The sequence below is a fragment of the Agrobacterium albertimagni AOL15 genome (assembly GCF_000300855.1).
Lineage (GTDB): Bacteria > Pseudomonadota > Alphaproteobacteria > Rhizobiales > Rhizobiaceae > Allorhizobium > Allorhizobium albertimagni.
In genome coordinates, this window is sequence record NZ_ALJF01000017.1 from 21426 (window position 1) to 39725 (window position 18300).

General features: G+C 59.2%; 15 protein-coding genes and 1 other annotated feature. Of the genes, 3 read left to right on the top strand and 12 right to left on the bottom strand.

What is annotated here, in order from left to right:
• Window positions 1–132 precede the first annotated feature (132 nt).
• From QWE_RS20340 to QWE_RS20360, 5 genes are all read right to left on the bottom strand, one after another.
• A complete protein-coding gene (locus QWE_RS20340) occupies window positions 133–1143 on the bottom strand; it encodes a cysteine synthase family protein (protein ID WP_040300771.1) in 1011 nt (336 codons plus the stop codon).
• Complete coding sequence (locus QWE_RS20345; protein WP_006728060.1) at window positions 1140–2117, bottom strand: GHMP family kinase ATP-binding protein; 978 nt, start codon at window positions 2115–2117, stop codon at window positions 1140–1142. Before QWE_RS20345 ends, QWE_RS20340 begins: the two co-directional genes overlap by 4 nt.
• Window positions 2118–2460: 343 nt before the next feature.
• Window positions 2461–3657: a hypothetical protein gene (locus QWE_RS20350; RefSeq protein ID WP_006728061.1), complete on the bottom strand. Its 1197-nt coding sequence runs from the start codon at window positions 3655–3657 to the stop codon at window positions 2461–2463.
• A 372-nt stretch (window positions 3658–4029) separates the two neighbouring features.
• Window positions 4030–4344 (bottom strand): DUF736 domain-containing protein, encoded by a 315-nt coding sequence (locus QWE_RS20355; protein ID WP_006728062.1) that lies wholly within the window; start codon window positions 4342–4344, stop codon window positions 4030–4032.
• A gap of 844 nt (window positions 4345–5188) precedes the next feature.
• Window positions 5189–7426, bottom strand: coding sequence for a ParB/RepB/Spo0J family partition protein (locus QWE_RS20360; RefSeq protein WP_006728063.1), 2238 nt, complete (start codon window positions 7424–7426; stop codon window positions 5189–5191).
• Window positions 7427–8205: 779 nt separating this feature from the next.
• Between QWE_RS20360 and QWE_RS20365 the strand changes: the two genes are divergently transcribed.
• On the top strand, window positions 8206–8478 hold the full coding sequence (locus QWE_RS20365) for a pyocin activator PrtN family protein (RefSeq protein WP_006728064.1): 273 nt from the start codon (window positions 8206–8208) through the stop codon (window positions 8476–8478).
• 204 nt (window positions 8479–8682) lie between these two features.
• Here the strand turns inward: QWE_RS20365 and QWE_RS20370 are convergent, their stop codons facing one another.
• Complete coding sequence (locus QWE_RS20370) at window positions 8683–9165, bottom strand: Lrp/AsnC family transcriptional regulator (RefSeq protein ID WP_006728065.1); 483 nt, start codon at window positions 9163–9165, stop codon at window positions 8683–8685.
• A gap of 125 nt (window positions 9166–9290) precedes the next feature.
• Here QWE_RS20370 and QWE_RS20375 point away from each other — a divergent pair, with 125 nt between their 5' ends.
• Together QWE_RS20375 and QWE_RS20385 are read left to right on the top strand one after the other, a co-directional pair.
• On the top strand, window positions 9291–11693 hold the full coding sequence (locus QWE_RS20375) for a transketolase-like TK C-terminal-containing protein (RefSeq protein WP_006728066.1): 2403 nt from the start codon (window positions 9291–9293) through the stop codon (window positions 11691–11693).
• Between the two features lie 681 nt (window positions 11694–12374).
• Window positions 12375–12422: a sequence feature (sul1 is cis-regulatory element that is thought to sense ions involved in sulfur or methionine metabolism; They are found in Alphaproteobacteria), on the bottom strand.
• A 200-nt stretch (window positions 12423–12622) separates the two neighbouring features.
• Window positions 12623–13906 carry a D-alanyl-D-alanine carboxypeptidase gene (locus QWE_RS20385; protein WP_006728067.1) on the top strand — a complete coding sequence of 428 codons (1284 nt, stop codon included), beginning with the start codon at window positions 12623–12625 and terminating at the stop codon, window positions 13904–13906.
• A gap of 43 nt (window positions 13907–13949) precedes the next feature.
• Here the strand turns inward: QWE_RS20385 and QWE_RS20390 are convergent, their stop codons facing one another.
• From QWE_RS20390 to QWE_RS20415, 6 genes are all read right to left on the bottom strand, one after another.
• Window positions 13950–14576, bottom strand: a complete 627-nt coding sequence (locus tag QWE_RS20390) for a hypothetical protein (RefSeq protein ID WP_006728068.1) — start codon at window positions 14574–14576, stop codon at window positions 13950–13952.
• 14 nt (window positions 14577–14590) lie between these two features.
• Window positions 14591–16060, bottom strand: a complete 1470-nt coding sequence (locus tag QWE_RS20395; RefSeq protein WP_006728069.1) for a TCP-1/cpn60 chaperonin family protein — start codon at window positions 16058–16060, stop codon at window positions 14591–14593.
• A gap of 57 nt (window positions 16061–16117) precedes the next feature.
• Window positions 16118–16432: a hypothetical protein gene (locus QWE_RS20400; RefSeq protein WP_006728070.1), complete on the bottom strand. Its 315-nt coding sequence runs from the start codon at window positions 16430–16432 to the stop codon at window positions 16118–16120.
• Between the two features lie 225 nt (window positions 16433–16657).
• The gene (locus tag QWE_RS20405; RefSeq protein WP_006728071.1) at window positions 16658–17248 is read right to left on the bottom strand and encodes a hypothetical protein; all 591 of its coding nucleotides are present in this window, start codon (window positions 17246–17248) and stop codon (window positions 16658–16660) included.
• Between the two features lie 57 nt (window positions 17249–17305).
• Window positions 17306–18040 (bottom strand): RES family NAD+ phosphorylase, encoded by a 735-nt coding sequence (locus tag QWE_RS20410; protein WP_006728072.1) that lies wholly within the window; start codon window positions 18038–18040, stop codon window positions 17306–17308.
• A gap of 17 nt (window positions 18041–18057) precedes the next feature.
• Window positions 18058–18300 (bottom strand): universal stress protein (locus QWE_RS20415; RefSeq protein ID WP_006728073.1); only part of this gene is annotated, 243 nt, incomplete at its 5' end.

The window sequence follows — 18300 nt, forward strand, 5'->3', positions numbered from 1 at the left end:
TTTAGCACTGCGCCGCGAAGCGGAAACCGGGATCGACGTCCCCCGGCAAAAGCGTTCCGTGTGGGGCGACTTTTTTGCCTCGCTCGAATGACGACGTCCCGCGCTGCCCTGTTGCTTGGTACTCATGTTGGATCAACCGTTTTGCAGCTGGCGCCGCGACCAGTCGATATGCGTCCAGGCGTCTTCGCGCGCCGGCGCGATGCGCAAGAGCTTCGACGGTGCGGCTCTCCTTACAGACGGCCATCCTTGAAGGCTTTCCAGCCAGTGGTCAGAATAGACCGTGGTCTGGTAGCGATAGCCCTCGTCCGGCAGGATCACAGCGACAGCTTGGTTCGGGTGCGTCCTAGTGAACCAGTCCGCCACGAGATGGGCAGCACCGCTGGTCGGACCGACGAACATGGCGTGATGCCGATAGAGGTCCCGGGTGGCGGCAAACGCCTGAAACGCACCGACCCAATGGACTTCGTCGATCAGGGTATGATCGAGGTTCTTCGGCACAATGCTGTTGCCGAGGCCGCGCAGCAGACGAGGACCAGCCTGATGCCCGAACAGAACGCTGTTGTTGGTATCCACCGCAATTGCTCGCAACCCCGGAAACAGCCGGCGCAGATAGCTTGCCGTGCCACACAGCGAGCCGCCCGATCCGACACAACCAACCAGGCAGTCGATGCGACCGACCTTCTCGACAAGGATTTCAGCAAGCCGCGCATAGGCGGCAGGATTGTCGGGATTATCATATTGTTGCGGCCAGAAGGCATCCGGTCGGCTGTCGAGGATACGATGAAGTGCGGCAAGGCGGCCGCCCTGATTACCAGTGCGCCCCACGTCTTCCACCAGGATAACGGATGCACCAAGTTGCTCCAGTCTCGCCTTGAACGACGCATCCATGAGGCTCGTGGCACTGACGATCGTCAGCGTATAGCCACGCTCGACCGACAGCATCGCGAGCGCCAGGGCAAAGGTGCCGGAGCTCGTCTCAATGATATGACTGCCTCGCTTCAGGAGCCCGCGCTCTTCGGCCCGATCCAGCATGAAACGGGCAGGCAGCAGCTTCATCAGGCGAAACTGCGCGGCATGGAGGTTTGCTGAGAGCGGGACGATCCGGGGGGTCTCAAAATCCGAAAGATAGCTTTCAATGGTCATTCCAGCACCCATGCCGGCGCACCGTCCGCATTCACCGCGAAGCGGATGATATCGGTGAACCCTTCCCTCTCAGCAGCACGCGCAAGGCTCTCGGCCCGATCCGCTGCACTGTCCTCGCGCGCATCAAGGAGGATGCCCATCCGGTTGCCGCTATGCGCAACCTGCACGCCAAGGCCGCCACCGGTCTGCGCCAAGCGGACGAAGTCGCCATACCGCCGCTTCGGCAGATAGCCCTGGTTGATCCGGGCACTGGCTGTTGCGACCCGACCGATGGATCTCGCATCCTGCAGCGCAATCGCGTGGCGCACATGTCCCCGCAGAACCCGGAAGGTTTCGATCTCCGTGCTGGTGTAGCGGGCGGGCGGCATGTCGACCGTATCGACCGGTTGGTCCTCCGATGAGGAAAAGCCGATGACGTAAAGCGGTGGATAATCGCCGGGCAGATAGTCGAGCACCCTCCCCTTGCGATGGGCAAACAGCACGGCCTGTCCAACAAAGGCGATCGCATCTGTCGCGGTCTCGGCAGCAACGGCAAGGCGGCACAAGGTCGTGCGGCTGATCTGCGAATGGGCCGCCGCCGCAATGGCGTAAATGCTCGCCACGACATCGGCGGTCGACGATCCGTAGCCACACCCAAGCGGAATCGTGCTTTCGATTGTCAGGCAGCCCTCGGCATCTGGATGACCCAGCGCATCAAGCGCGAGCCGGGCCGCGCGGGCCGCCTTGGTTCTGCCTTCGGGGCGGGTGCGTATGCCCGGTCCGGCATCAGGCCAGAATGTGACATGCGATTGTTTGCCCGGAAGCGGGAGCGTGAGCAGACCTCGGTGGAGCCTGCCGTCATCGTCTGGAAAGACACCCTGGAGAATTTCGCCGTGATGGGCCATGGCCGTGCCGCAGCCAACCTGCAGGGATGGTGATGCCATGCCACCGGCGGTGATCGCCGTCGAAGGACGGCTCGCATCTGACTGGGCCATGCCGCAATCTCCCGTGATTTATTCGCTTTCTCCGACTTTCCTACAAGTCTGCGCTTGCGTCCCTCCTCACATATCGGGAGTTGTCAGCCTTCTATGCTGCACTTTGGAGGTCTGCCTCCGGCAGGACAGAGTGTGTTCGATCGTCATCTCGGACGACCGATGGGTGATCTTGCGAGCCGGGCAACGCCCGGCGAGCTGCGGCGGTCCGCCTGGCACCACAGCCGCTCGTGCTGCGCTACAGCTTTTCGAGTGACCTTCGATCGGCCACAAAATCGAAGCGCACACGCTTTTGGGGGTGGAACCGGGCGCGACGTCCTTGCAACGCGGCGCCCGGTCCTGTCGTCTATGCCGCGCGCTCCAGCAGGAGCTTTGCCTTTGCCTCCAGTTCAAGGCGCCCGTCCTGATGGGTTTTCGTGCGGGCATGGGCCGTCAGACCTTGCACAAAATCAAAGACGCTTTCCGGCGGACGGCCTTCCTCACGCAACACGGTCTCGATAATCCGGCCGGTTTCCGCTTTCGAGAACCCGCGCCTGCGCAGGAAGCTTTCACGGTCCTCGTCCGTGCGAGCGACGATCTTGTCCCGCGCAGCCTTGATCCCGGCCACGAAAGGCGCAGCACTCGACTTGGCAAAGCGCATCAATGCCGGTGCCGCCTCATAGGCAAAGCGTTGCGCGGCGAACTTGCTGTGGCGGATGGTGATCTCTTCGAAACTCTCGACGCCCCACAGATTGCGGTTCATGCACACGGCGCGAAGATAGAAGGAGGCGATGCCGAGCGTCTTGGCGCCGACTTCGCTGTTCCAGCAATAGAAGCCTCGGAAATACAGGTCAGGATCGCCGTTTAGCAGGCGTCCGGCCTCGATCGGGTGTGTGTCGTCAACCAGAAACAGGAAAACGTCCCGATCGCTGGCATAAAGCGTCGTTGTGTCCTTGGTAATGTCCACGAAGGGGTTGTGCGTCATCGACGCCCAATCCAGCACGCCTGGCACTTTCCACATGGTATCGCCGACGCCATTGCCGGCGATCTTCATCACCGCAGCCACGAGTTCATGGTCGTATATCCTGCCGTAGTCGGGACCGGTGACCGCCCGAAGCTCGATGCGGCCGGTATCCGCTTCGTAGGTCTTCACAAGCTCCGCGCGGTGCGACAGCAGGCCATGCTGGAGATTGATGCCGGCCAGCGGCGCAGGCAGCTGCCGCATATAGGTGGAGGGAGCACCGACAAGGCTGCAGAGCTGACCAAAGCTCCAATGCGTCGGGGCAATGGGTTGATCACGTCCGGGCACGATCAGCGCCAACCGTTCCGCATTATCACGGCTTGCCTCGACCCGTACGGCGCGGCTTTCCACGGTGCGGGTCGTCGCACGATCCGCCCTCGCCTTCACACTGTCATAGAGGTCCGTCAACGACAGGTAGCGCTCATCATCGGGGCGCGAGAACCATTCTGACGAAACCCGGCCGTTATGCGCGCCACGCGATACGTCAACGCGGAACCCCTCGGCGACCTGCTGGCGGCTCTGATTGCTTTCGATGAAATTCATGACTTTGCTCCTTTTCCTTCCCGTTACTGCCGAAGGCATGTCCCTCGACATGCTTTCCGGGGGCGCGTGAGCGCGCGGGGATGGAGGGGGCACATGCCGGCGAGCATGGCTGGTCTGCCAGGCTTGAGCGGAACGACATGGCGCAGATCGCCTATGGGAATCCGTGCCGTTCTGCGAAGCGGCGGACCTGCCATGCGCAGGCGGCGTTTGCGGGGAGCAAGGGGAAAAGTTTCCCTTGGCCCCCCACAGTGATCGGCTGAACTCCAGTGAGGCCAAACAGATCCATGTGAGCGCAGCTCCCCGCATGTTCGAACAGTGGCGACGGACCTGAGCATGGCAAAGCCCCGCTTTCGCGGGGCCCGGCCGTTTACCTTATCCGTTGGCGGCGCGGCGGCGCGACCAGATGAGGGACAGGTCCTCGCCTTCCGCCTCGACCAGGCTGGCATAGATCGGAGCGGCGAAGCTCGGATCGTCGAGCTTGACGGAGAGATAGGTGTTGCCCTTGTCGGACTGCTTTTTCCATGCGGCCCCGAATTCCACATTGGAGGCAAACACGCGGTAATCAGGGCCGTTTTCGGTGTCGCCCTCGGCGGGCACGAATTTCACGGACTTGACGTTGAGGGTGAGGGTCTTGACCGAGCCTGTGAAGCCATTGTCGGTGCGGGTGAAGGTGCCGATGGTCGCCATGAGATTTAAGTCCTTTTGCTGATCGGATCGCGCCCATCGCGATCTCGATGATGGTCGACGGACCGGAGACGATCGAGACGCACCCCCGGGGTCCCTGTTGCGCTTGGCGCAAGGGGGTGGCTTGTTGGGCCGCAATGACATGGAGGGCGTCGGGCGGCCGCTATTTTGATTTCGCGATGCAAAGCCGGCCGCGCCGGCGGCGGAAAAAAGCGGATGACCGACGTTGCGGAACTGAGATCGAGGCGGCCATTTGCCGCCGATCTTCGGTCAGACCAGATCAATCGAGTTCGTGTTGGGCGCACTCTCGCCAGTCAGAGGGACAACCGGGTCATGGCATGTGTCGACACCCTCGCCTGCCTCTGGACAAAGACGTTCAGGCTCAAGTGGCGCAAGGCCTTCGGTTCAGGCTGGCCGTTGAACCTTTGCCGATCCGTGCGGCCTCTTTGCCCGGACCTTTCCACGCTCGTTCTCATGCGTCATGGGATCCGGGCCGATATGGCAGGAGACCGGCATGGACACCACTGTCCACATCATCAAACTGCGCAATCCGACTTCGCCGCCGCACCCGCCACCATGGTTCATGGCAGGTTCGCAGGTCTGCCCATCCCTGGTGTAGCAGGGCCTGTCCCATCTGATGGACACCGCCGGCCCTGATATGACGGGGCAAACGGCGCGATCGGTCCGCCGCCACTCGTCCCCCTTCCACCGCCCAATTGCGCCAGCACATCATGTTGGCCATGGCTTGCATGTTCGCTTCGAGGTCCGACCGCGTCTCATGGCCTCGGCCGTTTTTTTCGCCAATGCAATGACGAAGGCCGGAGCAACATGGCTCCGGCCCGTGATGTCATTCGGCAGCTTCCGGGAGGATGATCGCGCCTCGATCAGTGTCAGGTTCATCGGCACCGAAGTCCGCAGTGACCGTGGTCGCTCCTTCGGGTAGCAATGCAGATCCAGGACACGCGGTGCGCAGCAGTGGCGGCAACCATCCGGTGCCTGCCAGCAACTGCTCTGCTGCTTCCGCCATGGGCTGCTTCTTCATCGCGGCGATGCGATCCGCTGCCGCATCGCTCACCGCTTCCCGTACTGCTGCCAGAATATGCGCCTTGGTGACGCGTCCGAAGTAGCTGCGCACCGTTGGCGTCCAATGCTGGTTCATGTCCAGCGCGAGTGCCGTCGCCAGCTTGTCGGCGGTCCGCTGCGCACGGAGCCGCTGTTCCCACGGCAGCTTGAGGGCATTGACAGTCAGCGATGCGCAATGGGCAAACAATGCCATGACGCTCACCTGATCCAGCCCGGCGATGAAATCCCAGAGTTCGGCCACGTCCAGCGGCATATCTACGGCCCATCCGTGATGGCGATCCGCCAGCAACTTCGCGGGGGCCGTATCCTCGATACCAGCAGCATGCCCGCCAAGCTGCGGACTGACGGGGCGGATATCGAGAGCGTGGGCATCGACGCCGCGATAGAATGTCTGTGTGGCCAAGGCGTGGGTGACGGCAATCAGGGCGATATCCGGCTGCTCTCCGAGTGCGAGGCGAAGGCCAAGCGTCCGGTGCGCCGTCAGGTCGCGGGTCAGAAGATCGGTGAGTGGCTGACCTGCATCCCCCTCCTCCTCGTCCTGCGACGGAAGGTCGGATATCTGGTTGCCCTCCTCGTCATGCGCATCGTCTTCGATGACTTCCCCGTCTGCAGTCACACGGACACCATTGATGACGCCTGCTGTATGAACCCGTTCCGGTTCCGGCTTTTCATCCTCCGGGCGGATGAAGCCGCGCTCGATCCGGACCGTTCCATCATGGTTCAGCGTCACGAAGACGCCGCCCCGGCTGGTGTCGTCGGCGTCATAACCTTCGCACAGGGCATCGATCCGCTGGATTTCGGCTTCAAGCTCCGCGAAACGCTCATCCACATCAGGTGGCAAGTCGGCATCCGTATTCTGCCATGCCGCTGTCAGCTGATCGAATTCCTGTCTTGCTGCGGCATAGGCCGCCGCGTCTTCCTCGAAGAGCTCCACCGCCTGCGGATAGACACGCCGCAGGCCGTGGGCGTGCGGGAAGTCGATGAGGGCTTGCGCCCATCTCCAGCCTTCGGCTTCTCTAAGCTCTGCGGCGATCCCGTTCAGTTTGGCGATGACAAGCTGGTCCAGCAGTGCCGGATCGGCATAATATCCGCCGCGATCTTCGGTAAACAGATCGCGGATGATGGTGCCGCCCGCTTCCATATAGTCGTCTGGGCCAACCAAGATTGCCTTGCGGTCATTCGCCTGCACATGCGTGCGTGTCAGGTCGCGGCGGATCGTCAAAGGCTCACGGTTATAGCCAAGCCCGGCATGGACCTGTTCCTGACGTGCATGGTCATCGGTGACGGCAAAAGCCATCAACTGATCCAGCGTCAGTGCGCCATCGCGATAGACCTGCATCAGCTTCGGACTTACCGCACCAAGACGCATCCGCTGCTTCACCACATGGGCCGTCACACCGAAACGGGCAGCGATGTCCTCAGCTCCCCATCCCCGATGTTCGGCGAGCGCACGAAACGCCTCGAACTGGTCTGCCGGGTGCATCGCCTCGCGGGTGACGTTTTCGTCGAGGCTGATCTCATGCGGATCGTTCGCGGTATCGAGCACGCAGCGCAGGTTTTCCGACTTGCTGATTTCCTTGCGCCTGACGCGCAGCAGATGCGCCAGCCTGCGGCCTTCGCCGACCGTTACGAGGTAGAAGCCGGTCGTTTGGCCCACCTCGTCCGTTTCCGGCTCGACCACAAGGTTCTGCAGCATGCCCTTGGCGGCAATGCTGGCCGCAAGCGCTTCTATATGCGCCTCGCTGTGCGGGGTCTTCCTTGCATTGCGCGGCGACTTTTTGAGTTTCTCGAGCGGGATGAAGAGTTCCGCACCGTTCGCGGCGACCCCGACGGCTTCAACCGGCGTGACGGCGTCCACTGTCGCATCCGGTGCAGGCAAAGCTGCCATCACATCCGACACCGCCTCTCCAATGCTGCGGATTTCCGCACACGCCATCGCGACGTCCACCGCATCTTTCATTGCGACCTCGTCGGCCTTCGCCTTCTTCCGTGTCCTTGCCATTGTTCCAATCCTTTCCCGTTGATGCCGGAGGCATGTCCCCGACATGCCTCCCGGGGGCGCGTGAGCGCGCGGGGATGGAGGGGGCAAATGCCAGCGAGCACGGCCGGGCTGCGTCGCCAGGCGGGACGGATCGGAGCTGTTGGATCGTGACTGCTATCGCGCCGGCTTGCGAGGCGGCGGCCCTGCCATGCGCAGGTGGCATTTGCTGGGGAGCAAGGGGTAAGACCCCTTGGCTCCCGCCGGCAGGAAGATCAATCCTCAAGTGATGAGAGTGAGCCGACCCAATAGCTGCTCACGCAGGAGACCTCGACAACACGGCTCTGGCCGCCATTGTGGCACAGGTCTCGGGAAGCATCGCCGCGATCAAATGCGACCGTAAACGATGATACCCTATGGCCGACGATCCGACGCGCGAGACTGCGCGCGATCTCGCATTCACCTCGGAGCATTTCCATGAAAGTCTAGGCCATCAGAAACCGATCTGACCGGCGATACATTGCTCTGAAGCCTAAACGTGAACCAAGACGACGACGCAAAGACTTTGGCGTCCCCGATTATCGAAACGCGGTGCTGTGGTCAGGATTGGCCTGCAACATCCCGACCGATTGCCAACCCCATGGACGTTTCAAAGTAGAGGCAGTTTTCTGTGCAGGAGGACTGGAGCGCCATGCCCGACGCATTCTGAAACAAGACTGAGCAACAGGTCAGCATGCCGCGCAATGGGTCCGGCCCCACCGCCCATCAGCGCGCCCAAGACGTTACAGGAGCGAGTGTGAACCGTGGACACAGCTTTCCTTTTGATGGCGATGTATTCCGGCCGGCCGATCATACCGGCCGAGGAAGTGGCCAAGGGCTTCTTCGGGCTGACAACCGACAAATTTGTTCGCAAGGTGTCGGCCGGAGATATCGCCCTTCCCCTTGTCCGCATGGAGGCTTCGCAGAAATGTGCGAAGGGCGTGCACCTCAACGATCTTGCGGCCTATCTTGACGAGCGTCGTGCCGCCGCGGTGAAGGAATGCCAGCAGCTTCACGGCAAAGGGCGATTTGGATGATGTCAGCAAACGTTGTCGTCATGAATGACCGCGCGGCAGAACCCCAGGGCATCTTTCACAATTGCTGTTCTGCTGCCGACTGCGGCTGCCAAAAGAGTGGCGCGCTGCACCGAAAGATCGACACATTTTCAAACCATTCATTCCGCCTTAGGCAATTCGAACGCGCAAACGGGCGTATCGGACTAGCCGATCGTCATCTCTTCGCTATTTCCGAAGATGCGTGGTGGGCAGTGCGGTCGTATACTTGACCTGCCCCAGCGCAAAGCTTGAGCGGATGTTGGAAACGCAGGGGATCGTCGTCAGCCGGTCGATGACCAGCGCCTGGTATTTCCTCAGATCTTCCACGACGACACGAAGAAGATAGTCCGATTCACCGGTCATCAGATAGCACTCCATGACTTCTGGCATAGACCGCACCGCCTCGTCGAAGATGTCGAGGGACGCCCTGTCCTGCTGCTTCAACGAGATATGCACGAAGACGTTCACGGCAAGGCCGAGGGATTGGGCGTCTACAAGCGCAACCGTCCCCTTGATCACACCGCCTTCCTTCAGGTCATTGACACGCCGCCAGCAGGGAGATGCCGACAGACCCGTCGCTGCGGCAAGTTCCGCCGTGCTGAGTTCGGCATTGTTCTGCAGGAGATCCAGAAGCTTCAATGTCGCGGGGTCATAGCTGACAGCAGGCATGAAATTTCCACTTTCCCAATTAATCCGGCAAATCTTCCCGAAATATGGACGGTTGGCAAGTGAGATAGACCAGTTAATCCGCATCAAGGGTGATAGCTTTTCACTGCAGAAGAGGAGGACCGCAGATGAAATCGAGCCTGTCGCAGGAAAATCTCCAGATTTTGAAGGATCTTGAACGCCAAGTGCTTTGGCATGCCTGCTGGATGATCCACAACGCCAACCACATCCGCGAAAAGGGTGAGGTGAAGGTAGGCGGCCACCAGGCGTCTTCGGCCTCGATGGTGTCGATCATGACGGCGCTGTACTTCCACAGTCTGAAGGCGGAGGATCGGATCGCGGTCAAACCCCACGCGTCTCCGGTCTTTCATGCGATCCAGTTTCTGATGGGCAATCAGAGCCGAGAAAAGCTCATCAACTTTCGCGGATTCGGCGGCGCCCAGTCCTATCCGAGCCGCACCAAGGATGGTGACGACGTCGATTTCTCCACCGGCTCGGTCGGGTTGGGCGTGGCGATCACGGCCTTTGCCTCGATCATCCAGGATTACATTGCGGCCAAATCCGTTTCGCCGCCGCGCCCCATGGGACGCATGATCGCCCTTGTGGGCGATGCCGAACTGGATGAGGGCAATATCTATGAATGCCTGCAGGAGGGCTGGAAGCACGACCTGCGCAACACCTGGTGGATCATCGACTACAACAGGCAGAGCCTCGACGGCGTGGTTCGCGAGGGACTGTGGCAGCGCATCCAGGCCATCTTCACGGCGTTCGGCTGGGATGTGAAAGTCCTCAAATACGGTGCCTTGCAGGAAGCCGCCTTCAGCGAGCCCGGCGGCATCGCACTGCGCGACTGGATCGACCACTGCCCGAACCAGCTTTATTCGGCCCTCGCCTTTCAAGGCGGAGCGGCATGGCGAAAGCGCCTGACCGACGAGATCGGCGATCAGGGTGAAGTCACGCGGTTGATCGATCGACGCACGGATGCGGAATTGTCCGAGCTGATGAACAATCTCGGCGGCCATTGCCTCGAAACGCTGACGACGACGTTCGCAAGCATCGATCATGATCGGCCAACGGTGTTTCTCGCCTATACGATCAAGGGTTGGGGTACGCCGCTTGCCGGCCACAAGGACAATCACGCCGGGCTGATGACCAAGGCCCAGATGGAGGCGTTCCAGAACCGCATCGGCGTTGCTGCCGGCGAGGAATGGGAGGAGTTCGGCGCCATCGAAGATGCATCGGCCGTCAAGACCTACCTCAAGACCATACCCTTCTTCGCCAAGGGTACGCGCCGCTATACCGCCGCCCCTATCGCATCGCCGGGGCCGTTCTTCCTGGATGATCGCGAACTGTCAACCCAGGCAGGCTTCGGCAAAATTCTGGATGCCATCGCAAGGCGCGACGATGACCTTTCCAACAGGATCGTGACGACAGCACCGGATGTCACCGTTTCCACCAATCTCGGTCCCTGGGTCAACCGCCGCGGGCTGTTTGCGCGGGACGCGCTGTCGGATACGTTCCAGGACGAGAAGGTGCCCTCCACTCAGAAATGGTCCTTCGGTCCCAAGGGACAACATATCGAACTCGGCATCGCAGAAATGAACCTGTTCCTGCTACTGGGGGCTGCCGGGCTGTCGCACTCTCTGTTCGGGGAAAGGCTCATCCCAATTGGCACCGTCTACGATCCTTTCGTCGCCCGCGGTCTCGATGCGCTGAACTACGCCTGTTATCAGGATGCGCGCTTCATGATCGTCGGCACGCCGTCGGGCGTGACCCTGGCCCCGGAAGGCGGCGCGCACCAGTCTATCGGGCAGCAATTGATCGGCATGAGTCAGGATGGTTTGGCCAGCTTCGAACCCGCCTATCTCGACGAACTCTCTGTTATCATGGACTGGTCGTTCGACTACATGCAGCGGGAAGGCAAAGGCGCGCATGACGCGCGGACTTGGCTGCGGGACGAAGCGGGCGGCTCGGTCTATCTACGCCTGACAACCCGCCCGCTGGAACAACCGGTGCGCCGCGAGAGCGAGGCGTTTCGCCAAGGTGTTGTCGATGGCGCATATTGGCTTCGCGAACCGCAACCGAATACCTCTCTGGTCCTGGCCTATCAGGGCTGCGTTGCGCCGGAGGTGCTGACCGCTGCCGGAACGCTGGCGGAACGGCATCGCGACGTGGCGGTGCTGGCCGTGACGTCGGCTGACCGGCTCAATGCCGGCTGGACGGCCGCACAGCGTGCCAGACGGCACGGATATGCCGCCGCCCGCAGCCACGTGGAAAATCTGCTCGCCCCCCTGCCCCGCCATGCCCATATGACAACCGTCACTGACGGCCATCCGGCAACACTTGGCTGGCTCGGTTCGGTTCACGGTCATGCGCTGACCAGCCTCGGCGTTGAGCATTTCGGCCAGACCGGAACAATAGCCGATCTCTACGCGCATTTCGGCATCGATACCACCTCGATCATCGAAGCCGCGGAGGCAGCCGCTCGGCACAGCCATCGGCACGCGGCCGGATTAACGATTGTTGCCTGAGTTTCGCATCATTAATCGCCCGGTTCGCAAGGCATCGGGGCAAATATGTCACTGAGCGAGAAGCACATGTCAGCGGCCCGTCGAAGGTCATTGCCAAGACTGACACCTGAACCACGTTCGGCTCCCACGAGCGCCACCCATTTGTTCTTTCGCTGCAAGGCGAAAATGGCCGCGCACATGTCCGGATCGTCTGTTACGAAAACGAAACCGTCGGCGTGGACACAGGCATTCAGTGCGCACAATGCTATTTCCAACGAGAGAGAGCCGCAAGCATCTCCCGCCTGACCTGCACCTCTTGGACGGCTTTTCCTTGACAACGAAGCCGTTGTAAGAGAGCCAATCTAAAAGACGCCTTTTGGGAAATACATCCTCGTAGAGAGGGACAATGGTGAAGTATACAATGTTTGTTATCTGAAACTTCGACCTCAAAAACTCGACAAATTCTATAAAATCGAACCTGACGGACCTCGACAAACGGTCAACATAATTCCCGTCAATCAGGACGCAACACTTTTGAGAATGAGAAACCGGCCGCACACGCGCCTCCGCTCGTCGGCACCAGTCTGCGCGTCATTTTCCCAAAAGCCCGAGTGAATCGATCGACCCGGGTCCGGTCCGACTCTTGCCGAGAGCTTTCATCAATCAGATTTTCTCACAAGATGGGGCTACAGACTGGTTGAATGTTGGTCGAGGGATAGGCGCCCGACATAGCCACCACAGGGGTCCAGATTTCACGTCCCCATCCAGATATTAATGGGGGACACTAGGAATATGGCGCATGCTCGCCATAAAGTCCAGTTCACCGGGCGAACATGCCTAAATCTGGGCATGCCGATATTAATTCAAATGCAAGGTTTTGACACCTAGTCTGTGCTCGCTGCAGCGCCGACACGGTCGCCGGCTCAATCAACAGCGAGAGTGGAAAATTTATGACTGCGACGGGACGATTCAACCGACGCTCGAATGCAAAGAGTTTTGCCGCCTGGATAGGGTATTTTGCAATAACGGCATTTCTGGCAACAATCTCGATGCCGGCATCGGCAGTCGCAAACGCAAAATACGCGGGATATGTCATCGACGTGAACACGGGCGAAGTGCTCTACGCCGATAATGCGAATGCACGGCGATACCCGGCGTCACTTACAAAGATGATGACGCTGTATCTGACATTTGAAGGCCTGGACGCAGGCAGGTTCCAGAAAAGTACACGCATCAAGGTATCATCCCACGCGGCGTCCGAGCCTCCATCGAAACTGGGCTTGCGAGCAGGCTCGACGATCACGGTCGAAGACGCGATGTATGCCCTCGTCACGAAATCTGCCAACGATGCGGCCACCGCCTTGGGGGAGTTTCTCGGGGGTACGGAAGGCGGGTTCGCCAAGATGGCGACCGGCAAAGCACGCACCCTGGGCATGAACAGTACAACGTTCCGAAACGCACATGGCCTACCAGACGCCGGACAGGTGACGACTGCTGCCGACATGGCCCGCCTGGGTATAGCGCTTCGCGCGAGGTTTCCCCATCACTATGACATCTTCGAAACGAGGTCTTACCGTTTTGGGAAAACCACTCTTCGCAGCCACAACAGGCTCGTTGGCAGTGTTGAAGGCGTCGACGGCATCAAGACGGGGTTCATAAACGCATCTGGCTTCAACCTGGTCACATCCGTCAAACGGGGCGGGCGATCGGTCGTGGCCGTGGTCCTCGGCGGTCGAACAGCGGCAAGCCGCGACGCCCATATGCGCGCATTGATCCAGCGACATCTTCCACGTGCCAGCAAGTCAATACAAAAATACGACGGCCAGCAGGTTCGAGACTCGATGGCAATCGCGCTTGTCGATGACACCAAAAAGATACCACCTGTGCCTGGCTTCCGCCCTATCGACAGCGGTGCAAGCAATGTCGAGCTGTCATCAACGATGCATGCTGACCCGGTAACCACCGGCTCCGTGGTGGCCGACAGCCGTGCCGGAAATTGGGCCATTCAGATCGCGGCAGTGCCGGACCGTGCCGGCGCCTTGCAGATACTAGAACAAGTCAGAACCGATCACGCCGCGCTCCCCACATCTGTCGAACCACTGGTTATCGAATATTCGGATGGGTCCAACCTGTTATACCGCGCTCGCTTTATTGGCTTTGATGCCAGTGAAACTGCGTGGGCCACCTGCCGGGCACTCAAAGAGAAAGGTTATGGCTGCTGGGCTACACAGTAGCCATGCAGCCCCCCTTTGTTCTTCCGTCGAACAACCTGCCGTCTTAACGTGGCGGGCGCGCTAATTTCAGTGTGGGACTGCGCTTCTCCAACATCTCAAGCGTCTCCATAAATGCATCTCGCAAGGCGTAGCCTTCAAAATTGCCGACTGCGTCTTCACACGGCCTCAAAACGACCAGGGCCGGAGTGAGACCTGGAGGCACGCTGTAATCTTCGGGATTACAATCGAGCGATTGACAGATTTTTCGAGCCAGCGAAAGATACGCGTTCATCACAAATGCCTCGGCGATCCGAAGCCGGTGGGCAATGTCCTTGAGGTCTGCGATCCCATCGGGAATGCTTGCATGGCATTTCAAGACTGGCTTCAATCGCTCGATATCGCGCTGACCGGCAAAAATCGGTGCTTCAAACAGTTCTGTTGCTCCAGGGAGACCAGAAGATCGGTCATGACGTAGGGACTCCATTCTGTCCCGCAGCATTTTTTGCACTGCGTCGACAACGGCGTCCTGGGATTCCCCTTCGGCGGAAAGAACCTTTTCCGTACCGACATAAGCGATGCCCTTGAAGGCCTTCCCATTTGTGGCGGCGATGATGCGATATCGTTCGAATGCGATATCTATGCGCTTGCTTGGTTCACGGATACTAACCTTCTTCTTCGGTGTGGCGTGCATTCGCTCCTCCTTCTTCAGTGATGAGCATATTGAGGCACTGGACTACGAACCTGGTTTCCTTCACGCAATTGCCTGACGAGAACCTCCGTGAGCGCGATCAACGCACCGACCGATGCGGACACCCGAAGAGCAGTAATCACGACACCGGTCGCATCCAGGATCCCTGCGGTACCGGCGTCGCAGGCACGCCGCTCCCGAAGATCGAACGTGCGGCCACCGGACGGATGAGCAAGCATGGCGTCAATTTCCTGCCCCCCACATTCACCAGCGCTGTCAATTAGGGTTCGTGCCGGCACCAACAAAGCTTGTCGCAGAATTTCGATCCCGATCGCGGCTGTCGCATCGTCAACTGTTTGAGACCCGAGCCAACGGGCGGCATCTACCAGTATGGCCGCACCGCCGGCCACATAGCCTTGATCCAATGCGGCCCGAACAGAGGCCGCACACTGGGCCGCGCGCTCCATCCGTTCGCGCGACGCGGTATCTCCGATTTCGCCAACTGAAACCAAAGCTGCGCGTATCGCTCTCTCGCCAGCGCGTTCAGTCTCGAAATTCCCCACTACAAGTTCTAGGAAGACTTTGTCATTGGCAATGATGCAGCGCCGGCTGGATTGCGAGAGGCGAGCGCCAAACATCTCTCGCAGCTCTTCAAAGGGATAGGGCAATCGCGACATTGCCAGCGAGACGAGATGCACGCGAGGTCGATCAATATTGGCGGGCATGGTGGCTCGAAAGGTGGGGCAGATGCGCTGTGCCGCGATTAGCAGGTCTGCACCGGAAGCCGTGGCTGCTTCCAGCTCATGCTCGATCTGGTCCCACGTCTTCAGCTCACCCGGATAGATGACGATTAGCGGATTGATCAACAAGTGAGACTTGCAGGGGTGATTGAGCCGGTCATGAACATGCGCATCGAGGAGCAGTCCTTTTAGCACCTCCAACGATGACGTCGGTGACGGTTGCAGGAAAACGGCAAATGGATATTGAGCAGACCTGAACGCCTCAACGATCAGGCTCGCAAGAGAGTCGTCTAGTCCAGATGCCGAGCAGGCCACCGAGTGCATTTCGCTGGGCAGTGTGACCGGCCGCGACCTCTCCGCTATAAACTGTTCGACCATTTGGGATGCGATCCGGATCCCACGATACACTTCAGCTTCATTGTCAGCCAAAGCATGTTGACGATGGGCCGAGACCGCGATCGCATGGGCGAGTACTGACGCCAGCGTGGTACCGTCACCTGCATATTTTTGAACCTGTTGAGCGATGTGGCAAAGCAGGCGGGCGCCAGCATCTTCACAAGGGTCTGATAGTTGGAAATCCTCAAGAACCGTTGACCCGCTCTTTGTGCTGCGGATCTCGTGCGAACTATAGTCGACGGCAACCGTCCAACCACAAGGACCATATGTCATTTGCGCCGCCTCAAGCGCGCTTGCCATACCTCTAAGAATACCCAGACGGGCTTCGCGCCCGTTCATCGTCTGGCTCATATTGTTCTCCGTCTAACAATCACTGGCAAACGACCGCTCGCACAAGAGCATCGTGTCTCAGCTCAAGAAATCAGAGAATTGATCGAGCATCAGCTTGCGGTCGCGTGTCTCCATGAGGACGAGCCTCATGCCGGATTGGTCTTCAATCAGCTTAACGCTGCCTCCGCCGAAAATGCTGGCGTATCGATGAATGCTCTTCGCAGTCTCCATCGATGTATCGGACTTGAAGAAAAGCGGCTCAGCAGAGGACTGTTCTGCCCGCTCCAGCGAACTGCATTCCACCACGGGTCCCGAACCGAAGGGGTTGAGCGCGTCGTCAGCAAGATTTTCAAGGAAAGGTGATGCCTGAAAGTTTTCGCTCGTTCTATCCATGTCGCTCCTCACGATGTTGTGCAGGTGTAACGCAGACCAGTTTGCCTGTCGGCAAACCGTCAGCACAGAGCTCTGGACGATTTCTATCTCGCGACAGACGCCCAAGCTTGCACATTTGGTGCGTTGCGTCGTGCTGCGGATATGATCGCCCCATCGATAAAGGGGATTGGTTGATAGTAGCTAAGAAATTCGGACTTGTGTACCGTTTTTTGGCACTGCTCAATTCTAACGGCCAACATGGCCTTTCAAATAAGGGCAGGCAGCATAGAGAAACAGGACTGTCACGGACAATAGGCTGGCCTGCGGCAGCCACCCGGACCGAAATATATCCGGCACTTGGTACCAACCGTGCTCCCCAGTCCTTGCGATTATGTATATGAGCAATGCCGCAGCAAACAGGATCGAATTTCGGCTGAGGGCAAAGTCGCGGAGTTGTAGCAGGCAAATGCGCGTCTGCTCTGGGTCCGAACGGGCTACCAAAGCAACAAGTCCGGCCACGATAGCCAATGCACCAATCGACACGACACCAAGACCGAGAAATTTTGACCCCGTTTCAATGTTCAACATGATGAAGAACATCATACAGAGTACGAGGGAAAACACGCGTTCGGCCCCAGTGGTCGTCGACACCCCATACATGCTGGCCATCAAAGCGCAGGTAGAAACCGTCGTCGTGAGCTGCAATATTATGGAATATCCCGCCAGTACATCTGTCGGCGAGTCCATTTTCAGCAGCATTATCAACAAAACAACATCCGCGAAGCAAATAAACAAGAAGCATCGCGTGAGGAGCCGGTCGATTTCATAAATTTTCATAGCTGCTCGCCTCCCGGTTGTTTTACGTCCCTTCGCAAAGTCAGTTGAATATCTGAGTTATGGAGCCTCCTCGAACCTGAATTGGACTTCACAGACCCGGAACAGTGATGCGTCGAGAAATGATGCACAATTGAGGTCGAAGAGCGCGACGTTGTGGCCATCATGTGAGAAAGCCGTCTTGTAGATTATTCCGTCATATCCTTCGGTCTTGAAGACCTCTGCCAGTATCTGCGTCGCAGCATAACCAGCTGTGTTATCGCTGCGCACCACCGGTCTTGAGAAGGCATAGTCGATATGAGACCACACCTGATTTTCGACGTCATCACTCACCAACTCGGCTTGTTTGTCATTGAAGGGCTGCGCAAAGCGGCTGCAATCAACGACCACAAGATCACGAAGCGCCTCGAAGCGGGCCACTGATAGGATAGACCCTATGCCGGGCCGCACTTCCGACATTGCCGCTTCCCGATCGGTGGCAAAGTACAGGCTAGGGATGCCTTTCGGGTTCACGCGCCCTTCGTAGGCGCGGTCATCCCAAGGCTTCATGCGTGCTTCGGGATGCGGCAAGGGAATGCGTCGTCCAGCGGCCACATCGTCTGTCCAGCGATGCCCGATCTGGGCTCGCCAGAAGATCGTTCCCACGCTGATCGTGCTCAGGCGCTTCGGACACGTGGCGACCACCGCATCAAGAAAGCCCCCTGCCCTGGCTGAACGGACGTAACGCGACTGGCGGGTCACCTCCTTCTCAAATTGCCAGAAGGCGTTGACGTCCTCGAAGCGGGTCGCATTCATGGACTTTCTCCTGTCACCTAGCGAAACAGCACCACCGGCACCTTGCAGGAGCGGATCATTTCCGTCGTCGTCGAGCCGATGAAGAGGGAGCGCAGCCGTGAATGGCTGTAGGCACCCATTGCGAGAAGGTCGAAGCCTTCCTTCTCAACCATGTCCGAGATCACCTTATCGGCCGCGCCCTGCAGGAGTGCGACTTCCGGGGCATAGCCCGCGGCCTTCAGTATGATCGCAGCGTCATCGAGCTTCTTGCGGTTCTCGGT